This window comes from Colwellia sp. PAMC 20917 (assembly GCF_001767295.1).
Lineage (GTDB): Bacteria > Pseudomonadota > Gammaproteobacteria > Enterobacterales > Alteromonadaceae > Colwellia_A.
In genome coordinates this window covers 1,087,192-1,104,759 of the sequence record NZ_CP014944.1, presented here as the reverse complement: position 1 = coordinate 1,104,759, position 17,568 = coordinate 1,087,192, and the positions used below count along the sequence as shown (strand labels likewise).

The window sequence follows — 17,568 nt, the reverse complement described above, 5'->3', positions numbered from 1 at the left end:
TCAACAGCTTGAATTTGTTAAAAATTAATAAAGCTTATTGCCCCAACTTAATTTACTTCGCAGTACATTAAAGTAGTCATGGTCTAGAGGATGAACTAATCTCAGCGTATATTCACTTTTTCTGATAATAACTTCATCACCTGGTAATACCGCTAAAATAACATGGCCATCACAACTTACTTGTAAGCTTTCATAGTTCTCATTGGCGAGTAATAATTTTATTTCACTATTGCCGTCGACGACTATGGGTCTGCTGGTTAGGGTGTGCGGAAACATCGGCACTAAAGATAAGGCATTTAAATTGGGTGTTAAAATTGGACCACCTGCCGACATTGAATAGGCGGTTGAGCCAGTAGGTGTTGACACAATTAAGCCATCAGAGCGTTGGCTGAACATAAAGCTACCATCAATATAAACTTCAAATTCAATCATGCTGGCTACTTTTCCTGCGTGTAGCACTGCTTCATTGACTGCACTGTTAGAGCTTTTTAATTTTCCGTGGCGATAAACTTCTGCTTCAATAATAAAACGTTGCTCAGCGCGCGACTCGCCACGTAAAATTTTCTCAAGTGGTTCAATTAATTCATCGGGCGATAAATCGGTAAGAAAGCCTAAGTTCCCTCTGTTTACACCAATAACACCGATATCAAAACATGATAAAACCCTCGCGGCACCTAACATATACCCATCACCGCCCACGACTATAGCCAGGTCAGCTTGTTCACCAATTTCTACTAGGGTACTAATCGTTAGATTATCGATATCGATTGATGGGGCAACTGAGCTTTCAATTAATACCTGATAACCTTGTCCGGTAAGAAATTGATAGAGCGCTGTTATTGTTGCGCCGGCTCCTTCGTGATTTGGTTTGCCTATTAAACCTATGGTGTTATAAATTTTGCTCATGTCTACGCAGTAAGTTGTTTGTATCTTAGGATTAATAATAGTTTCGCTGTATTTTCATGGCTTGTAAAGTTGACTTTTTTATAAATCATTTACTGACTACCATTTTGATTAAATTTTTCGCTTTTATCGAGATTTAAAATATTTAGGGTTAAGGCATTAATTGAAGAGAATGCTTATTTATTCGAAACTAACAATGTAGGCTGTAAGCCTTTTAAAAATAGAGCTTTAAGCGTTTTTAAACGATGGGATAACTGCAGGTAATTGCTTTTAAATAGAATGACTATATATAAAAAAATGATATTTGTTCTCAAAACGCTGACAAGCGCTCAGTAACAACAAACTTAATTAAATTGGTATTTAAGCTTGAATCGTAGCAAGAAGTCCCCATAATTACCGTTATCAGATTTATATAACCTTTATATTGTTAAATATATTATTAGTTTATTTTGGAGCTTTCATGACTAATGAGTCAACAGAAAACAAAAATACAGCTGAAGCATCAACAGAAGCTTTAACGCCCGAAGAAATTATGGCGCAAGAAATAATCGACCAAGCTGAAGAGCAAGTCGAAGTTCAACATATTCATGCCCATGAAGTGATTAGTGCCGAGCAAGAAAAGATTAACGAACTTGAGTTAAGCCTTTCTTCAGCGCAAACCACTATTGCAGATCAAAAAGATTCTGTAGTTCGTGCTAAAGCCGAAGTTGATAATATTCGCCGCCGTAGTGCACAAGACGTCGATAAAGCACGTAAATTTGCTTTAGAAAAATTCGCTGCTGAAATGTTAGTGTCAGTAGACAATTTAGAACGTGCGTTACAGAATATAGATAAAGAAGATGAAAACAATACCGGCATTATTGAAGGTCTTGAATTAACCCTACAAGGTTTAATTGCTTCGTTAGAAAAATTTGGCGTTAAAGGAGTTGATCCACAAGACCAACCTTTTAATCCTGAATTACATCAAGCGATGTCTATGCAAGAAGTTCCAGGCGTTGCGCCAAATACCGTTGTTGCTGTGATGCAAAAAGGTTATGAACTCAATGGCCGTTTAATTCGTCCAGCGATGGTAATGGTTTCTAAATCTGCTCCGGTAGTTGATACCACAGCATAAAAAATATCATTAAAAAAAGCGGTAAGAAGTTTCTATAAAACTTCTTACCGCTTTTTTGTTTTTAGCAGGCAAATCAATTTTATTAAGGCGTTTTATCGCTATCGCTGTGAAACAACAAAAAAATCTTCACAAATAGCTAAATAATGAAATAAATTTACTTTTTTTCTTGGAAATTAGTTGAAAAGGATTTTACTGCCCCCACTATTTGTTTCATCAACAGGTTTATTAAAAAATCTTACTTTAATAAGCTTTATTTTAATTAGTATTCGGAGATCCTCAAGATGGGCAAAATAATCGGTATTGACCTAGGGACAACAAACTCTTGTGTTGCTGTACTAGATGGCGGCAAAGCACGTGTAATTGAAAATGCAGAAGGCGATCGTACAACTCCTTCAATTATTGCATACACAGAAGATGGCGAAACGTTAGTAGGTCAACCTGCTAAACGCCAATCTGTTACAAACCCAAAAAATACATTATACGCGATTAAGCGTTTAATTGGTCGTCGCTTTGAAGACGAAGAAGTTCAGCGTGATATTAAAATTATGCCTTTTGGTATTGTTAAAGCTGACAACGGTGATGCTTGGGTTACAACACGTGATAAGAACGTTGCACCACCACAAGTTTCAGCTGAAGTTTTAAAGAAAATGAAAAAAACTGCTGAAGACTTTTTAGGCGAAGCAGTAACAGAAGCAGTAATCACAGTTCCTGCTTACTTCAATGATTCACAACGCCAAGCAACTAAAGATGCGGGTCGTATTGCTGGTCTTGAAGTTAAACGTATTATCAATGAGCCAACTGCTGCTGCTCTTGCTTACGGCATGGACAAGCAAGAAGGCGATAAAGTTATTGCTGTTTACGACTTAGGTGGTGGTACTTTCGATATTTCAATTATTGAAATTGATGAAGTTGAAGGCGAGCACACGTTTGAAGTATTAGCGACTAACGGTGATACTCACTTAGGTGGTGAAGATTTTGATAACCGTTTAATCAACTATCTTGTTGCTGAATTTAAGAAAGACCAAGGTATGGATTTAACGACTGATCCTCTTGCAATGCAGCGTTTGAAAGAAGCAGCAGAAAAAGCTAAATGTGAACTTTCTTCAGCACAACAAACAGATGTTAACTTACCTTACATCACAGCTGACGGCAGCGGCCCTAAGCACATGAACATTAAAGTAACGCGTGCTAAATTAGAGTCTTTAGTTGAAGACATGGTTAAAGCAACGTTAATACCATTAGCACAAGCGCTTAAAGACGCAGACTTATCAGTAAGTGATATCAATGATGTTATCTTAGTTGGTGGTCAGTCACGCATGCCAATGGTACAAAAAGCAGTAACAGAATTTTTCGGTAAAGAACCTCGTAAAGATGTTAACCCTGATGAAGCCGTTGCCGCTGGTGCAGCAATACAAGCAGGTGTTCTTTCTGGTGATGTAACTGACGTACTTTTATTAGACGTTACGCCATTATCATTAGGTATCGAAACAATGGGCGGCGTGATGACGAAAGTTATCGATAAAAACACCACTATCCCAACTAAACAGTCACAAACCTTTTCTACAGCTGACGATAATCAAGCTGCGGTAACGGTTCATGTTGTTCAAGGTGAGCGTAAGCAAGCGTCTGCAAACAAATCTTTAGGTCAATTTAACCTTGAAGGTATCGATGCAGCACCACGTGGAACACCACAGATTGAAGTAACTTTCGATATTGATGCTGATGGTATTTTACACGTAACCGCTAAAGATAAGAACACAGGTAAAGAACAGAAGATTACCATTAAAGCTTCTTCTGGTTTATCTGATGAAGAAGTAGAACAAATGGTACGTGACGCAGAAGCTAACGCTGATGAAGATGCTAAGTTTGAAGAATTAGTTAAAGCACGTAACCAAGCTGACGGTCTAGTTCATACCACTCGCAAGCAAATTGTAGAAGCGGGCGATGACTTACCAAGCGAAGACAAAGAAAAAATTGAAACAGCTTTAACTGAACTTGAAACTGAGATCAAAGGCGACGATAAAGAAGCGATTGAAGCTAAATCTCAAGCCGTTATCGAAGCATCAGCGAAGTTAATGGAAATTGCTCAAGCGAAAGCCGGTGCTCAAGAAGGCGCTCCTGAATCAGACGGCGCTGCGCCAGCTGATGACGATGTTGTTGACGCTGAATTTGAAGAAGTTAAAGAAGACAAATAGTCTTCAATAACGGAAAATATATAAGCGCTGGTTTAAACACCAGCGCTTCTTACGTTAAAAATCGTTATAAAATGCCATTGAAAATAGCTAACTATTTATAATGTCATTTTACTTAATTAATATCCAAAATTTCAACACCAGTTAAAAGAAGTCACTATGTCAAAACGCGATTATTATGAAGTGCTAGAAGTATCTAAAGATGCGTCTGAGCGTGATATCAAAAAAGCCTACAAACGTTTAGCGATGAAGCTTCATCCTGACCGTAATGCCGGTGATAAAGACAAAGAAGAGCTATTTAAAGAAGTTAAAGAAGCTTATGAAATTCTAAATGACGACCAAAAGCGTGCTGCGTTTGACCAATATGGTCATGCTGCATTTGAACAAGGTGGTCATGGCGGTGGCGGTGGTCATGGTGGTGGAGGCTTCGGTCAAGATTTTGGTGATATTTTTGGTGATATTTTTGGTGGTGGCCGCGGTGGCGGACGTCAGCAACGTCAACAACGAGGTTCAGATCTTCGCTACAACCTAGAGTTAAGTCTTGAAGATGCTGTTCGGGGTAAAACCTTAGAAATTAAAGTACCAACTTTTGTTAGTTGTGAGCCTTGTGATGGCTCTGGCGCTAAAAAAGGTACCAGTGCAAAATCTTGTACCACTTGTCATGGTCATGGTCAGGTACAAATGCGTCAAGGTTTGTTTGCTGTTCAACAGACTTGTCCAACATGTAGTGGTAAAGGTAAAGTTATTGCTAGCCCTTGTACTTCATGTCGCGGTCAAGGCCGAGTTGAAAAAACTAAAACACTTTCAGTGAAAATACCGCCAGGTGTAGATACAGGTGACAGAATTCGCTTGTCAGGCGAAGGTGAAGCTGGTGAACATGGTGCACCTGCAGGTGATTTATATGTACAAGCAAATGTACGTGACCATAAAATATTTGTCCGTGATGAAAACAACCTTTATTGTGAAGTCCCTATTAGCTTTACCACAGCAGCATTGGGTGGCGAAATAGAAGTACCAACACTTGAAGGTAAAGTGAAGCTGAAAATACCTAAAGAAACGCAAACGGGTAAAATGTTCCGTTTACGTGGTAAAGGTGTTAAATCAGTACGCAGCCACTCAATAGGCGACTTGATGTGTAAAGTTGTTCTAGAAACACCGGTTAACTTGTCTGGCGATCAAGCAGATTTATTACGTCAGTTAGACGAAAAGATGGGTAAAAGCACCATAAAGCATAGCCCTAAAGAGACCGGCTTCTTTGATGGCGTTAAAAAGTTTTTTGATGACCTGAAAAGCTAAAGTACTGCCATTCGATGAGCTAAAAGCTTGTTAAAATATAGACATTAAAAAAGCCACAAACTTGTTTGTGGCTTTTTTGTTTTTTTGGCTAATGATTAATGGCGCTTTACTCGCATAAGTAGACCACTGAGTAATACCAATAATAAGCCAAACAGACTGCCGCCATGAGTTTGTCTGATCTCGACGACTTCTATTACTTCGATGACTTCAGTATAAGCCTGGTCATACTCAGCACTCTCTAACGGCAGTGCGTATAACGCGTTATTGTCATCCGCACTGTAACTCGCAGCGATCCCCTGATAACCGACTTGATATAAGTCGATTAACACATCGTAGTGATCACTTTCATAGCCCGACATAAATGTAGAAATTACTTCGTATTCATCGGCATCAGTATCACCTTCTATAAGAAAATTATCTGTGGTGAAATAGTGCTGCCAAGGGCCACCATTTTTACTGAGATAGAGTAAAGCATACACTTCGGCGAGGTGATTTTCGCTATAGCTATATACGTCTGCATCAAAAGTCACACTGAAAGTTTGATAATAGCCATCTCTGTCATAATCTTCTTGCAGAAAACTAGCCGCACTATAAATACTGAACTGTTGATCATAGTGGTTACTCACTTTTTGTGTGGCTTCACCACTTTTTACTTGTGCAGTGTTCTTGGCTTGATTATTAAGTGTAGAGCCTCTTATGTTGGCATTCGCTTTGCCGCTGACTTGATCGGATAGCTCGGCTAGCTTATTCGTTGCAATTATTCTTTTTCGCTGTGACTCAGTGATACTGTGTTTAAGTGCTCCTTGAGAAACACTAGCGGGTAAAACCTTTAATTCGCTGGCAGTGACATGAGTTAAAGGTAATACGCTAAAGGTTATCAATAACATTATTTTTTTAAGTGAATTCGCGCGAACTGACTTCGCTGCTTTATTATTTATTAACATAATATATCCTACCGGCTTTGTTTAGTGTTGCTATTAAAGCGCAGTAAAGATGAATGTAAGCTGAACACTTTATTGGTAAGCTTTGATATATCTGTTGATTTATCCGCGGGAACTCCAGTTACCCCCACGTTATAAAATCGATATAGCGGCTTTAAAGGAATGTTCAGCTGATATTCAGTTGCCAAGGTATATAATTTTAAATAAGCTATGGCTATGTATAGTTAGACTCACTTTTAACTTTGTCTTTGGAATAACCATGAAATTTGCTTTACCGTTAGTTTTTCTTTTTATCGCGATACTTTCTATTGATGCAATGGCTCAAGGAACGGGTGTATCAGCAAGTACTATGCAAAAAAATAATCAGCAACAGTTGAAAGTGAAAAGTAGTAAAGATGCCGCAAAATTAGCTAAAAGTCGTTTTGGTGGAAAAGTGTTAAAGGTTGAGAATAAAAAGTCGGGTTATCGGGTAAAATTAATTAAAACTGATGGTCATATCATTTCTATATATGTTGATGCTAAGACAGGGAAGATTAATGGAGGGTGATCACTATGCGGTTGTTATTTATTGAAGACGATATTGCTTTACAGCAAAACCTATATGCCCACTTAACTGCCGCTCATTATCTAGTCGATGTGGCGAGTGATGGCGAAACAGGCTTATTTCAAGGGCAAGAATATCCATACGACGCTGCTATTATAGATGTTGGTTTACCTATAATAGACGGTATCAGTGTGATTAGATCTCTACGTGAAAAAAATATCGACTTTCCCATTTTGGTGTTAACTGCAAGAGATAGTTGGCAAGATAAAGTGGCCGGTTTAGATGCCGGAGCCGATGATTATTTAACCAAGCCTTTTCAAGCCGAAGAATTACTCGCCCGCTTAAATGCACTGATCAGACGTTCTGCAGGGCAAGCAAGTCCATTAATAAAGAATGGCCCGTTAAGTCTTAATACCAAAAGTTTGCAGGTTGAAGTCGATAATAAGGCAATAAAGTTAAGTAGTTCAGAATATAAGTTACTTGAGTATATGATGCTTCACCTTGACGAAGTGACGTCAAAGGCAACACTGACTGAACATATTTATGACCAAGACTTCGATCTCGATTCAAATGTTATTGAAGTATTTATCAGGCGCTTAAGAAAAAAACTCGACCCAGATAATAGCTATGGTTTTATCGAAACCTTGCGCGGTCATGGCTATAAATTAAAGCGGTTAGATTAATGAGGTCACGTGGATATACCAAGTAAATGAACTCTTTAAAAGTTCGATTATTATTAAGTACGTTAGCGATGACGGTAGTGATGCTGCCTATTATTGGCTTAACCTTATCGAATGCCTTTGAACGGCAATTAAATGTAGCGTTGAAAAACGAGTTAAAAGCCTATAGTTATTCTATTTTTACTGTGGCAGAAGTTGAAAATAATCTCTTGTTAATCCCGGAGCTCTTACTAGAAAACCAATTCAATATTAACCAATCAGGCTTGTATGCCTTAATTACCAAACGGTCACAAGAAACGCAAATAGGCGCGATAAAAAACCAAATACTTTGGCAATCACAATCTCTGCTAACCTTGTCTCTAACGGCGGTATTACCATCGCCTGATGTTGGGCAAACACTGATTTCAAAAATAAGCCTAGCGGACAGTCCTCATCTACTTTATAGCTTTAGTGCGAGTTTTTCTGATAACGGCCAAGACTTTGAAATAACACTGCACCTGATAAAAGACCAACGAGCCTTGTTAAACGCCCTCAATGACTTTGAAAAAACATTATGGGCATGGTTGCTGGCATTAATGGTTGTCTTTGTTTTTGTACAAATTTTCTGGTTGTTATGGACCTTAAAACCATTAACCGTATTATCTCAAGAGCTTGAGCATATAGAGAAAGGGCAAAAGAAAGCCTTAGATGCCAACTATCCTCTTGAATTACAACCGGTGACGCAGCAACTAAACGCCTTACTGGCATTGGAAGAAAATCAACGAAAACGCTATCGTAATGCCTTGTCAGACTTAGCGCATAGCCTTAAAAATCCACTGGCCGTTATTCAAAGCCAACAGGATATTTCAGCAAGCGCTGGTGAACAATTAACATTAATTAATAACATCATTGAACATCAACTTAAAAGAGCTCAAAGTGCCGGGCAGTCTTCATGGCATTTAGGCGTGAAAATTAAGCCCGTAGTTGACAAGCTGATCAGCACGTTAGCGAAAATATATCATGATAAGAATTTATCATTTGCCGTCAATGTTGATGCAAGTGCGATATTTAAGGGTGATGAAGCCGATTTAATGGAGATTTTAGGAAACCTTCTCGATAACGCCTGTAAAGCGGCTAAGCAAAAAATTGCCATTAGCGTGATTAGTTCTGCAAAAATATTAACGATTGAAATTGCCGATGATGGCGCGGGTATCGAAGCATCTCAACGCGAAATTATTTTATCGCGTGGTGGCAGAGCAGACACCTATCAAGCCGGTCATGGTATTGGTTTGGCTATTGTTAATGATTTAGTCAGTAGTTATCAAGGCCAATTAACCATCAGCAACTCAACAACACTGAATGGTGCTGTTTTTACACTGATCTTTTAAGCCTTTGTAAGCTTTGTTAACAAATAACCGAGGAAGCTGTTCAGGTTACGTTCAGTTTAGTGTTGTTATCTTTGTGTTCTAGAATTAGTCATAAGGATTATAACGATGAAAAAAGTCACGTTTTTATTCAGCTTTGCTGCCTTAGTTAGCTTTAATTTATTCGCTGAGTACCAGCCCGCACAATCAGCGCTTCAGCAACAAGTGCAACAAGAGCAGCAGCTATTTAGTGAAGCTGAATTAGCACAAATGCTAGCACCTATTGCACTTTATCCCGACAGCCTATTAACTCATATCTTAATTGCTGCTACCTATCCCATTGAAATAATCGAAGCCCATCGCTGGCTAAAGAAAAACACTAGGCTAAATACTGAGCAAGTGGCTCAAGCGGTAAAAGATTTTAATTGGGATGCCAGTGTTAAAGCATTAGTGCCTTTTGAGCGTATTCTTAGCCGACTTAGTGAAGATTTAGCATGGACTCAACAGCTCGGTGATGCTTTTTTACAAGATGAGTCGATATTATTAGCAAGTATTCAACGGTTAAGAAAGCAAGCTCAACTTGCCGGAAACCTTGGTGAAATGGATAATATGGAGGTTAGCTATCAAGACAGTAATATTGTTATTGAAGCAAGAGAAAAGGAGATTGTTTATGTGCCATATTATGATACACGCATGGTTTATGGTGCTTGGCATTGGTCATCTTATCCTCCTGTTTACTGGCAACCACATCGAAGTGTTTATGTAAGTCGCTCCAATCCTTTTTATTGGCATGCTGGCGTTCATATTTCGTTTGATTATTTTTTTAGTGCTTTTCATTGGCATAGTCGCCAGGTGGTTGTAGCGAATACTCGTCGTTCTTCATATCGCTACTATGAACAGCGTCCTCGTCACTTAATTGCTAATGGTGGCTATGCTAAACGTTGGAGACACCAGCCAGTTCACCGTAAAGGTGTCGCATATCGAAACAAGCATACTCGCGTTAAGTATAAGGACAAACGTGTAAGGAGCAATGAATCTAGCAAGAGAAATCATGCTGTCGTGCATAATAAGCTACAAGGTAATACCAAGCGAGCGGTATCTACCATAAGGCACAAGCCCAATGAAAACGCTCGACGAGTAAACCGTATAACTGATAAGGCGACAAATGCTTTTTCTAAACCTGTATCAAAACCGACATCAAGACAGCATAGAACTTATGATCAGTCTAAAAAAGCTAAAGCTGAAAAGGTTTACCGAGCAAGTCGAACTGTAAATAAAGAAAAGCCCAAAAAGCTTGCCACTAGCATCGATAAAAAAATTGCCAAGCAGCAGGCTTATCGTTCAGCGGATACTTCAATTCGTTCTAAAAGACATCGTTCAAACGAAAAGCATGATAAACAAATTAGGATTGTTAAAACAAAGCGTTCAAACGCTGATAAGCAACGATATTAGCCACTTTATATTTGTAGTGCTGTATTTTTTAAAACAAATTGGTTGAATGTTAATTCATTTAGCCTTTTTTTATAGATGGTTTATAATCACCTTTTATAATTAGACCGATCACTCGTTTCGGTCTAACGTCAAATACATTTTATCGAGCGAACTTTAATGAAAAGACTTTTACTTGTTTTACTCTTAATTATATTAAATTCAACCAGCTTTGCTAATGAAGAAGTTAAAGAGTTACCGCCAATAGATCCTTCATTTATGGGTGAACATAATATGGTGCTCTTTGTTCAGCGCTCTGCTATATATGCTTCGGTGATGACAACATATGACAGACCAAGTAATGTGCAGTTATTATATAAAATTGAGAATAAAGATTTAGCACTTTTGCAAACCGTACGTGATGGGCAATTAACGACGATAAAAGCCGAACCTTTTAATTTGCAACGTTTGATGCGAGGCGAGGAAATGGTCATTATGGCTGATGTATACGCAGGGCATTTTTCTCGAGGGGGAATGTTGGTTTATGAAAATATACCCTTAACCTTTGCTAAAAAATTATACGTTCGTGAACTTGACGATATAAAGGATTCAAGTAATCAGCAAGAGTATGACGTTGTTGATTTGAAAAAGAATTATAAAATTTATATTCATAAAATTCAAAAAGCACCTAGTTTTTCACAGATACTAAATATTGACATAGAAGCAGGGTGCTTGCCACGCTTTCGTACTTCAGTAGCCGTGCCAAAAGAAACTGAGCTGCTGTATAAGTTCCTCAATTGCGGCACAATAAGTCCACTGTATTTTGAAAGCAAAGACTTTGAAAAATAATTATTATCAATAGAAGCCTTCTTTATAACGAGGCTTCTAGCGTTAAAGCACTATTGTATAATGATTCAGACTGATTAGTCCTCATCATCAAAGTTGGGCAATACCCCGCTGCGACTGTGCTCAAAAATAAGGGAGGTTTCTACGGTGGTTACTTCGTCTCTTGAGGTAATTGCATTAAAGACAAACTGTCGTAAATGTTCACTGTCTTTAACTGACATATGAATGAAGTAATCATAGCTGCCGCCCATGTGATATAAGCTAACAATTTCAGGAAGTTTAAGTAAATCGTCGCGAAGGTTGTTAACAATATCTTCAGAATAGGGCTGCAAACGAATAGCGGCAATGGCTTCTATATTTCCACCTAAACTTTTGAAATCAATCTCGATACAAGCGCCGGTAATTATATTTTTATGTTTCATACGCTTTACACGCTCTAAACACGTAGAAGGTGCTACCCCTATTTGAGAAGCTAACTCTTTATTAGTGATATCAGCATCGCGATATAAAATGGTTAAAATGCGTAAATCTATATCATCTAATTTTTTCATTATGGTAAGTCTTCTATTTATATAGTAAATTAACACTATACCGACTATTCTCTTATTAACCAATGCACTGTGGTTGATAATCAAACAATTGTCGAATAAACAATGCTTTTCCGAATATTCATCGTTTAACTTTTATTCAGTTTATACTAAAGTGCTTTAAATTAATTTCAATTACACTTTTATAAGAAGATAATGTTGTTAAATTTAGTTTAGCTACATATTATGTCTATGTTCCGATGCCATTACTTCTCATAATAATAATAAAAATAAAAAGGCTTACTCTATGACTTTGCTTTGGATACCCCTGCTATCGTTACTAGGCAGTATTATTTCCTCAAGAACGGGAAAATTAACACGTAATCAATCAACTGCGTTGACGTTGTTAATGCCGATCATTGCATTATTCATGACGATTAGCTTAGCGCCAGCTATTTTTGCTGGCAAGGTTATTAGGGAAACAATCTCTTGGATCCCTTTACTGGGTATAGATATCGCCTTCCGTTTAGATGGCTTAGCGCTGTTGTTTGTATTTATGATCTTAGGAATAGGCATATTAGTTATCTTTTATGCCCGTTATTACCTCAGTAGTAAAGACTCTATGCCTAAGCTTTATGCTTATTTGATGTTATTTATGACAGCGATGCTTGGTATTGTCATGTCGAATAATATCATTCAGCTCTGGTTCTTTTGGGAGCTAACCAGTATTAGTTCGTTTTTGTTAATTAGCTATTGGTGGCATAAACCCGAGGCACGTAAGGGCGCAATCATGGCCTTAATCGTAACCGGTGGTGGTGGTTTAGCATTACTGGCGGGTTTGCTTTTACTGGGTAATATCGTTGGTAGTTATAATTTAGATGCGATCTTAGCGAGCAGAGAAATTATTCAAGCGCATGCTTGGTATGAAATCACTTTAATTTTAGTTTTATTGGGCGCTTTCACAAAATCGGCACAGTTTCCTTTTCACTTTTGGCTACCTCATGCTATGGCTGCGCCAACGCCGGTAAGTGCTTATCTACATTCTGCTACTATGGTAAAGGCTGGGATTTTCTTATTAGCGCGCTTTTATCCTGCATTAGCGGGTACCGATATATGGTTTATTCTGGTGAGTTTAACCGGATTAACTACCATGTTACTCGGCGCTTATATTGCGTTATTTAAACATGATTTAAAAGGGCTGTTAGCCTATTCAACGATCAGTCATTTAGGGTTAATCACCTTATTATTCGGTTTGGATACTAAGCTTGCCGCTGTTGCCGCCATTTTTCATATAATCAATCATGCCATATTTAAAGCTTCATTATTTATGGCAACGGGTATTATTGACCATGAAACGGGTACGCGTGATATGCGCAAACTTAACGGTATGTGGCGATTTATGCCTTATACGGCGACGTTAGCCATGGTTGCTGCGGCCGCGATGGCGGGTGTACCGCTGTTAAATGGTTTCTTGTCTAAAGAAATGTTTTTTGCTGAAACATTGCACCAACAATTACTTGGGTCTATGTCTTGGCTTATACCTGTACTTGCTACCGTTGCAGGAGCATTAGCTGTCGCTTACTCAGCTCGCTTTATTCACGATGTTTTCTTTAATGGTGACCCTATTGATTTACCTAAACAACCCAGTGAGCCACCGCGTTATATGCGAGTGCCTATCGAAATACTGGTCGCTTTATGTTTAATCGTCGGAGTATTTCCTAACTTTATTATTGATGATATTTTAAAAGCAGCGTCTTTTGCCGTACTCGGTGGATATGTTCCTGAATTTAAAGTTGCGTTATGGCACGGTTTTAATTTGCCACTCTTGATGAGTGCTATAGCAGTAATCGGTGGTTTATTTATATATACCCAGCGACGTTATCTATTTCAATTTCAGGCATCTATGCCTAGCTTGAACGCCAAGAAGACTTTTGATGACAGTATATATCTCATTACAAAGTGGAGTCAGCGAAAAATAAACGACATAGAAAATGGTTCTTTACAACGTTATCTAATGTTGATGTTTGTTTTTGTTTTAATCTTTGCCGGTTGGCCATTATTTGAAATGCACCAACTCGGCGGTCAAAAAGAATTGACGCCCATTGATCTTCATAACGCGATTGGCGCAGCATTATTAATGATTGGCGCAATAAGTACGGTGATTTGGTATCGTGCAAGAGTGGTATCGTTGTTGATGATATCAGTTGTCGGTTTGATGGTGTCTGTCGTGTTTACTCGCTTCTCAGCACCTGATTTAGCCTTAACGCAATTAACGGTTGAAGTCGTCACTATTGTTTTACTGATGTTGGCCTTGTTTTTCTTACCACAGCATTCCCCCAAAGAGTCTAGCTCTATGCGTGTGGTACGCGATTTAGGGATCTCTGCGGCTTTAGGGGTTGTGGTCGCGAGTATTTGCTATGCATTAATTACTCGCCCATTTGAGTCAATATCAGAATTTTTCTTAGCCAATGCTAAAACAGGTGGCGGTGGTACCAATGTTGTTAATGTGATTTTGGTTGATTTTCGTGGCTTTGACACCTTAGGTGAAATTTGCGTATTAGGTATTGCTGCACTGGGTATTTATAAGCTTTTAATCAACCTACCGTTACTTCTTCCTATTAGGGATAGTCAAGGGCGACTATGGGCGAAAGAGCGTTACCCTATTTTATTAGCCAGTATTTCTCAGTCATTACTCCCCTTGGCATTAATGATCTCGTTTTATATTTTCTTACGTGGTCATAATCTTCCCGGTGGTGGATTTATTGCAGGTTTAGTGACCTCAGTTGCCTTTATTTTACAGTATATTGCACATGGCTCAGCCTGGATATCTACTCGTTTAACGATTAATTATCGGAAAATTATTGCCTCAGGAATTGCTATTGCGACACTTACTGGTGTGGGTAGTTGGTTCTTTGGTAGGCCGTTTATGACTACTTGGTTTGACTATTTCGATATTCCCATCATTGGTAAAATTGAACTTGCCAGTGCACTGATCTTTGATCTGGGTGTTTATATTACAGTTGTAGGCGCGACATTAATGATTTTGGCAAGTCTTGGTCAATTAGCTAGCGGGCCTAAAGAAGAGGTGAAAATTTAATGGAATTACTTTACGCATCCTGCGTTGGGCTTTTAGTGTCTTGTGGCGTATTTCTCATCTTACGTTCTAGAACGTTCCCTATCGTATTAGGGTTAACAATGTTTTCTTACGCGGTTAATTTATTTCTGTTTTCATCTGGGCGACTTAGCATTAATAATGCTGCGGTGCTTGGAACTTCTTCAGAATATACCGATCCATTGCCACAAGCTTTAGTGTTAACCGCGATAGTTATTGGTTTTGCAATGACTGCCTTCGTGGTTATTTTAGCTATCAGAGGGCGAGCAGATCTAGGCAGTGACCATGTAGATGGCCAGCCAGAAAAAGATAAAAAGGTAAATGTATGATCCAGAATTTGACCTTTTTACCGATTTTATTGCCGATACTCGCGGGTGTTATTTTATTGATGCCTCCCTTTGGCTCCAATAAAAGTACCCGAAGAGTGGCTTCTGTCGTACTCAGCGTTTTTACATTTGCCGTCTCATTGGCTTTACTCCTCAAAGTCCAAGCTGATGGTACTCAGGTTTATGCTATCGGCGATTGGAGTGCACCTTTTGGTATTGTACTTGTTGCTGATCCCCTCTCAACATTATTAGTGTGTTTAACGACATTGCTCGGTGTTGTCTGTGTGTTATATGCGAGTGCCGGAGATGATGATAAAGGGAGTTTTTTTCATCCACTTGTACATTTTTTAATTTTAGGGGTCAACGGCGCATTCTTAACCGGTGATGCTTTTAATCTATTCGTCTTTTTTGAAGTCTTACTTATCGCCTCGTATTCGTTGTTAATGCATGGTGGAGATAAAAAAAATACCCGAGTTGCTTTGCAGTACGTGATCCTTAACCTGGTTGGTTCAGCGATTTTCTTGATTGCTTTAGGGATTTTATATGGTGTATTAGGTACACTAAATATGGCTGATATGGCTCAGAAAGTAGCACTTTTACAAGGTGATGATGTTTACTTAGCCAAAATAGGTGGGATGTTATTATTGGTGGTATTTGCTTTAAAAGGCGCTTTGTTACCACTACATTTGTGGTTGCCCAATACTTATGCAACAGCAATGCCTGTTGTCGCTGCATTATTTGCCATTATGACAAAAGTCGGCGTCTATTCAATGATGCGTGTTTATACGCTTATATTTGGTGATGAAGCGGGCGAATTAACTCATATGGCGCAAAGTTGGTTGTGGTGGTTAGCGCTTGCTACAATTGCTATGGGCGCGGTAGGTGTTTTAGCCAGTAAAGATTTAAGAAAGTTAATCGCTAATTTGGTGATTGTGTCGGTGGGGACCTTGGTTGCATTAGTTGCGGTACAAACTATTGAAGCAACTTCCGCCGCTATCTATTACTTAGTGCACTCAACGTTGGTTACAGCAGCGCTCTTTATTTTAGCTGATTTAATTGGCCGCCAGCGTGGTGATGTTGCCGACCGTATTTCTGCAGGCTCTGCTGTTTCTCAGCCGAAGTTGCTTGGCGCTTGTTTTTTGATTGCGGCGATTGCGGTGATAGGCATGCCACCTTTGTCTGGTTTCATTGGAAAAGTATGGCTGCTTAAAGCAACTTTAAATGCTGAATACACCTTAGTGTTTTGGCCAATATATCTCTTTGCAAGTTTAGCTATATTATTTGCTGTGTCTAAAGCAGGTAGCACGTTGTTTTGGCATCATCATGCTAAAATAACCACTGATACTAAGCAAGAACGTGTTCATCCAGCGCAATTAGTCGCCTTGCTTATTCTCATCTCTGGCGCACCATTAATGACTATTTTTGCTGGACCATTAAGTGAGTATGCCATTGGTGCAGCTACCCAGTTACATGATTTTAATAACAATATCAAACTTATCCTTTCAGGAGGACAGTAATGCGATTAGAAACACGATTTAAATGGCTACCCGCTCCTTTAATGAGCCTGGTACTGTTTACTGTCTGGTTGGTGTTAAATAACAGCTTGTCAGCAGGGCATATTTTCTTAGCCACTACTTTAGCGATAGTCATTCCTTTGGTGACTAGTCCTTTTAGAACAAAGCAACCCATCATTATTAAGCCTGGTTTAGCGCTGCGTCATTTAGCGTTGGTTTTATATGACATTATTACGGCGAATGTTCAGGTTGCTATTTTAATATTAGGGCCCACTAAAAAACTAACGCCTGGGTTTGTTAAAGTACCACTAGACTTAACACACAGTTTGCCCATTACTATTTTGGCAAGTACTGTGTCATTAACGCCAGGCACTGTTAGTGCGGAAGTGTACCCTTGGAGAGAAAGTTTAAGTGAAGGTGAAAAGCTTGAACAACAGTTTTTGCTAATACACGTTTTAGATCTTAAAGATGAACAGGCCTTAATAAAAATGATTAAACAACGTTATGAAGCGCCTCTTAAGGAGATGTTTCAATGTTAGAAAATGTGATTTCAATTGTTTTTGCCATGATAGGTTTGTCGTTATTATTAAATGTATGGCGCTTATTAATGGGACCTTCTATACCCGATAGAATACTTGCACTCGATACGATGTATATCAATACAATCGCATTGATCATTTTATACGGTATGAGTATGGGCACTGCATTATATTTTGAAGCAGCGCTGTTAATCGCTATGTTAGGATTTGTTAGTACTGTTGCGGTATGTAAGTATTTGCTGCGTGGCGATATTATAGAGTAA

At 38.7% G+C, this 17,568-nt stretch carries 16 protein-coding genes; 13 read left to right on the top strand and 3 right to left on the bottom strand.

What is annotated here, in order from left to right:
* Window positions 1-24 precede the first annotated feature (24 nt).
* Entirely contained in the window at window positions 25-906 is an 882-nt protein-coding gene (gene nadK / locus A3Q34_RS04725; RefSeq protein WP_070374309.1) for an NAD(+) kinase, read from the bottom strand.
* Window positions 907-1,363: 457 nt separating this feature from the next.
* Between nadK and grpE the strand changes: the two genes are divergently transcribed.
* The 3 genes from grpE (at window position 1,364) to dnaJ (ending at window position 5,505) form a co-directional block, all read left to right on the top strand.
* A complete protein-coding gene (gene grpE / locus A3Q34_RS04720; protein WP_070374308.1) occupies window positions 1,364-2,017 on the top strand; it encodes a nucleotide exchange factor GrpE in 654 nt (217 codons plus the stop codon).
* 281 nt (window positions 2,018-2,298) lie between these two features.
* Window positions 2,299-4,212 (top strand): molecular chaperone DnaK, encoded by a 1,914-nt coding sequence (gene dnaK, locus A3Q34_RS04715; RefSeq protein ID WP_070374307.1) that lies wholly within the window; start codon window positions 2,299-2,301, stop codon window positions 4,210-4,212.
* Window positions 4,213-4,368: 156 nt separating this feature from the next.
* A complete protein-coding gene (gene dnaJ / locus A3Q34_RS04710; RefSeq protein WP_070374306.1) occupies window positions 4,369-5,505 on the top strand; it encodes a molecular chaperone DnaJ in 1,137 nt (378 codons plus the stop codon).
* Window positions 5,506-5,600: 95 nt separating this feature from the next.
* Here the strand turns inward: dnaJ and A3Q34_RS04705 are convergent, their stop codons facing one another.
* Window positions 5,601-6,449 carry a choice-of-anchor H family protein gene (locus tag A3Q34_RS04705; protein ID WP_070374305.1) on the bottom strand — a complete coding sequence of 283 codons (849 nt, stop codon included), beginning with the start codon at window positions 6,447-6,449 and terminating at the stop codon, window positions 5,601-5,603.
* 256 nt (window positions 6,450-6,705) lie between these two features.
* Here A3Q34_RS04705 and A3Q34_RS04700 point away from each other — a divergent pair, with 256 nt between their 5' ends.
* From A3Q34_RS04700 to A3Q34_RS04680, 5 genes are all read left to right on the top strand, one after another.
* Window positions 6,706-6,993: a PepSY domain-containing protein gene (locus A3Q34_RS04700; RefSeq protein WP_070374304.1), complete on the top strand. Its 288-nt coding sequence runs from the start codon at window positions 6,706-6,708 to the stop codon at window positions 6,991-6,993.
* Window positions 6,994-6,998: 5 nt separating this feature from the next.
* Window positions 6,999-7,673 (top strand): response regulator transcription factor, encoded by a 675-nt coding sequence (locus tag A3Q34_RS04695; RefSeq protein WP_070374303.1) that lies wholly within the window; start codon window positions 6,999-7,001, stop codon window positions 7,671-7,673.
* A gap of 26 nt (window positions 7,674-7,699) precedes the next feature.
* Complete coding sequence (locus tag A3Q34_RS04690) at window positions 7,700-9,037, top strand: ATP-binding protein (protein ID WP_070374302.1); 1,338 nt, start codon at window positions 7,700-7,702, stop codon at window positions 9,035-9,037.
* 105 nt (window positions 9,038-9,142) lie between these two features.
* Window positions 9,143-10,465: a DUF3300 domain-containing protein gene (locus A3Q34_RS04685; RefSeq protein WP_070374301.1), complete on the top strand. Its 1,323-nt coding sequence runs from the start codon at window positions 9,143-9,145 to the stop codon at window positions 10,463-10,465.
* Window positions 10,466-10,621: 156 nt separating this feature from the next.
* On the top strand, window positions 10,622-11,290 hold the full coding sequence (locus A3Q34_RS04680) for a hypothetical protein (protein ID WP_070374300.1): 669 nt from the start codon (window positions 10,622-10,624) through the stop codon (window positions 11,288-11,290).
* A 74-nt stretch (window positions 11,291-11,364) separates the two neighbouring features.
* Here A3Q34_RS04680 and A3Q34_RS04675 read toward each other — a convergent pair whose 3' ends face one another.
* Window positions 11,365-11,838, bottom strand: a complete 474-nt coding sequence (locus tag A3Q34_RS04675; protein ID WP_070374299.1) for an Lrp/AsnC family transcriptional regulator — start codon at window positions 11,836-11,838, stop codon at window positions 11,365-11,367.
* 283 nt (window positions 11,839-12,121) lie between these two features.
* Between A3Q34_RS04675 and A3Q34_RS04670 the strand changes: the two genes are divergently transcribed.
* From A3Q34_RS04670 to A3Q34_RS04650, 5 genes are read left to right on the top strand one after another with little or no spacing between them, the layout of a single operon-like run.
* Entirely contained in the window at window positions 12,122-14,911 is a 2,790-nt protein-coding gene (locus A3Q34_RS04670) for a monovalent cation/H+ antiporter subunit A (RefSeq protein ID WP_070374298.1), read from the top strand.
* The gene (locus tag A3Q34_RS04665) at window positions 14,911-15,255 is read left to right on the top strand and encodes a Na+/H+ antiporter subunit C (RefSeq protein WP_070374297.1); all 345 of its coding nucleotides are present in this window, start codon (window positions 14,911-14,913) and stop codon (window positions 15,253-15,255) included. Before A3Q34_RS04670 ends, A3Q34_RS04665 begins: the two co-directional genes overlap by 1 nt.
* On the top strand, window positions 15,252-16,769 hold the full coding sequence (locus tag A3Q34_RS04660) for a monovalent cation/H+ antiporter subunit D (RefSeq protein WP_070374296.1): 1,518 nt from the start codon (window positions 15,252-15,254) through the stop codon (window positions 16,767-16,769). Before A3Q34_RS04665 ends, A3Q34_RS04660 begins: the two co-directional genes overlap by 4 nt.
* The gene (locus A3Q34_RS04655) at window positions 16,769-17,305 is read left to right on the top strand and encodes a Na+/H+ antiporter subunit E (RefSeq protein ID WP_070374295.1); all 537 of its coding nucleotides are present in this window, start codon (window positions 16,769-16,771) and stop codon (window positions 17,303-17,305) included. Before A3Q34_RS04660 ends, A3Q34_RS04655 begins: the two co-directional genes overlap by 1 nt.
* Complete coding sequence (locus A3Q34_RS04650) at window positions 17,299-17,568, top strand: K+/H+ antiporter subunit F (RefSeq protein WP_070374294.1); 270 nt, start codon at window positions 17,299-17,301, stop codon at window positions 17,566-17,568. Before A3Q34_RS04655 ends, A3Q34_RS04650 begins: the two co-directional genes overlap by 7 nt.

Coding starts and splice junctions, on each gene's coding strand:
- A3Q34_RS04695 (WP_070374303.1), top strand. CDS start 6,999: ATGCGGTTGTTATTTATTGAAGACGATATTGCTTTACAGCAAAACCTA.
- grpE (WP_070374308.1), top strand. CDS start 1,364: ATGACTAATGAGTCAACAGAAAACAAAAATACAGCTGAAGCATCAACA.
- A3Q34_RS04685 (WP_070374301.1), top strand. CDS start 9,143: ATGAAAAAAGTCACGTTTTTATTCAGCTTTGCTGCCTTAGTTAGCTTT.
- A3Q34_RS04700 (WP_070374304.1), top strand. CDS start 6,706: ATGAAATTTGCTTTACCGTTAGTTTTTCTTTTTATCGCGATACTTTCT.
- A3Q34_RS04655 (WP_070374295.1), top strand. CDS start 16,769: ATGCGATTAGAAACACGATTTAAATGGCTACCCGCTCCTTTAATGAGC.
- dnaJ (WP_070374306.1), top strand. CDS start 4,369: ATGTCAAAACGCGATTATTATGAAGTGCTAGAAGTATCTAAAGATGCG.
- A3Q34_RS04660 (WP_070374296.1), top strand. CDS start 15,252: ATGATCCAGAATTTGACCTTTTTACCGATTTTATTGCCGATACTCGCG.
- A3Q34_RS04680 (WP_070374300.1), top strand. CDS start 10,622: ATGAAAAGACTTTTACTTGTTTTACTCTTAATTATATTAAATTCAACC.
- A3Q34_RS04705 (WP_070374305.1), bottom strand. CDS start 6,449: ATGTTAATAAATAATAAAGCAGCGAAGTCAGTTCGCGCGAATTCACTT.
- nadK (WP_070374309.1), bottom strand. CDS start 906: ATGAGCAAAATTTATAACACCATAGGTTTAATAGGCAAACCAAATCAC.
- A3Q34_RS04665 (WP_070374297.1), top strand. CDS start 14,911: ATGGAATTACTTTACGCATCCTGCGTTGGGCTTTTAGTGTCTTGTGGC.
- A3Q34_RS04670 (WP_070374298.1), top strand. CDS start 12,122: ATGACTTTGCTTTGGATACCCCTGCTATCGTTACTAGGCAGTATTATT.
- A3Q34_RS04690 (WP_070374302.1), top strand. CDS start 7,700: ATGAACTCTTTAAAAGTTCGATTATTATTAAGTACGTTAGCGATGACG.
- A3Q34_RS04675 (WP_070374299.1), bottom strand. CDS start 11,838: ATGAAAAAATTAGATGATATAGATTTACGCATTTTAACCATTTTATAT.
- dnaK (WP_070374307.1), top strand. CDS start 2,299: ATGGGCAAAATAATCGGTATTGACCTAGGGACAACAAACTCTTGTGTT.
- A3Q34_RS04650 (WP_070374294.1), top strand. CDS start 17,299: ATGTTAGAAAATGTGATTTCAATTGTTTTTGCCATGATAGGTTTGTCG.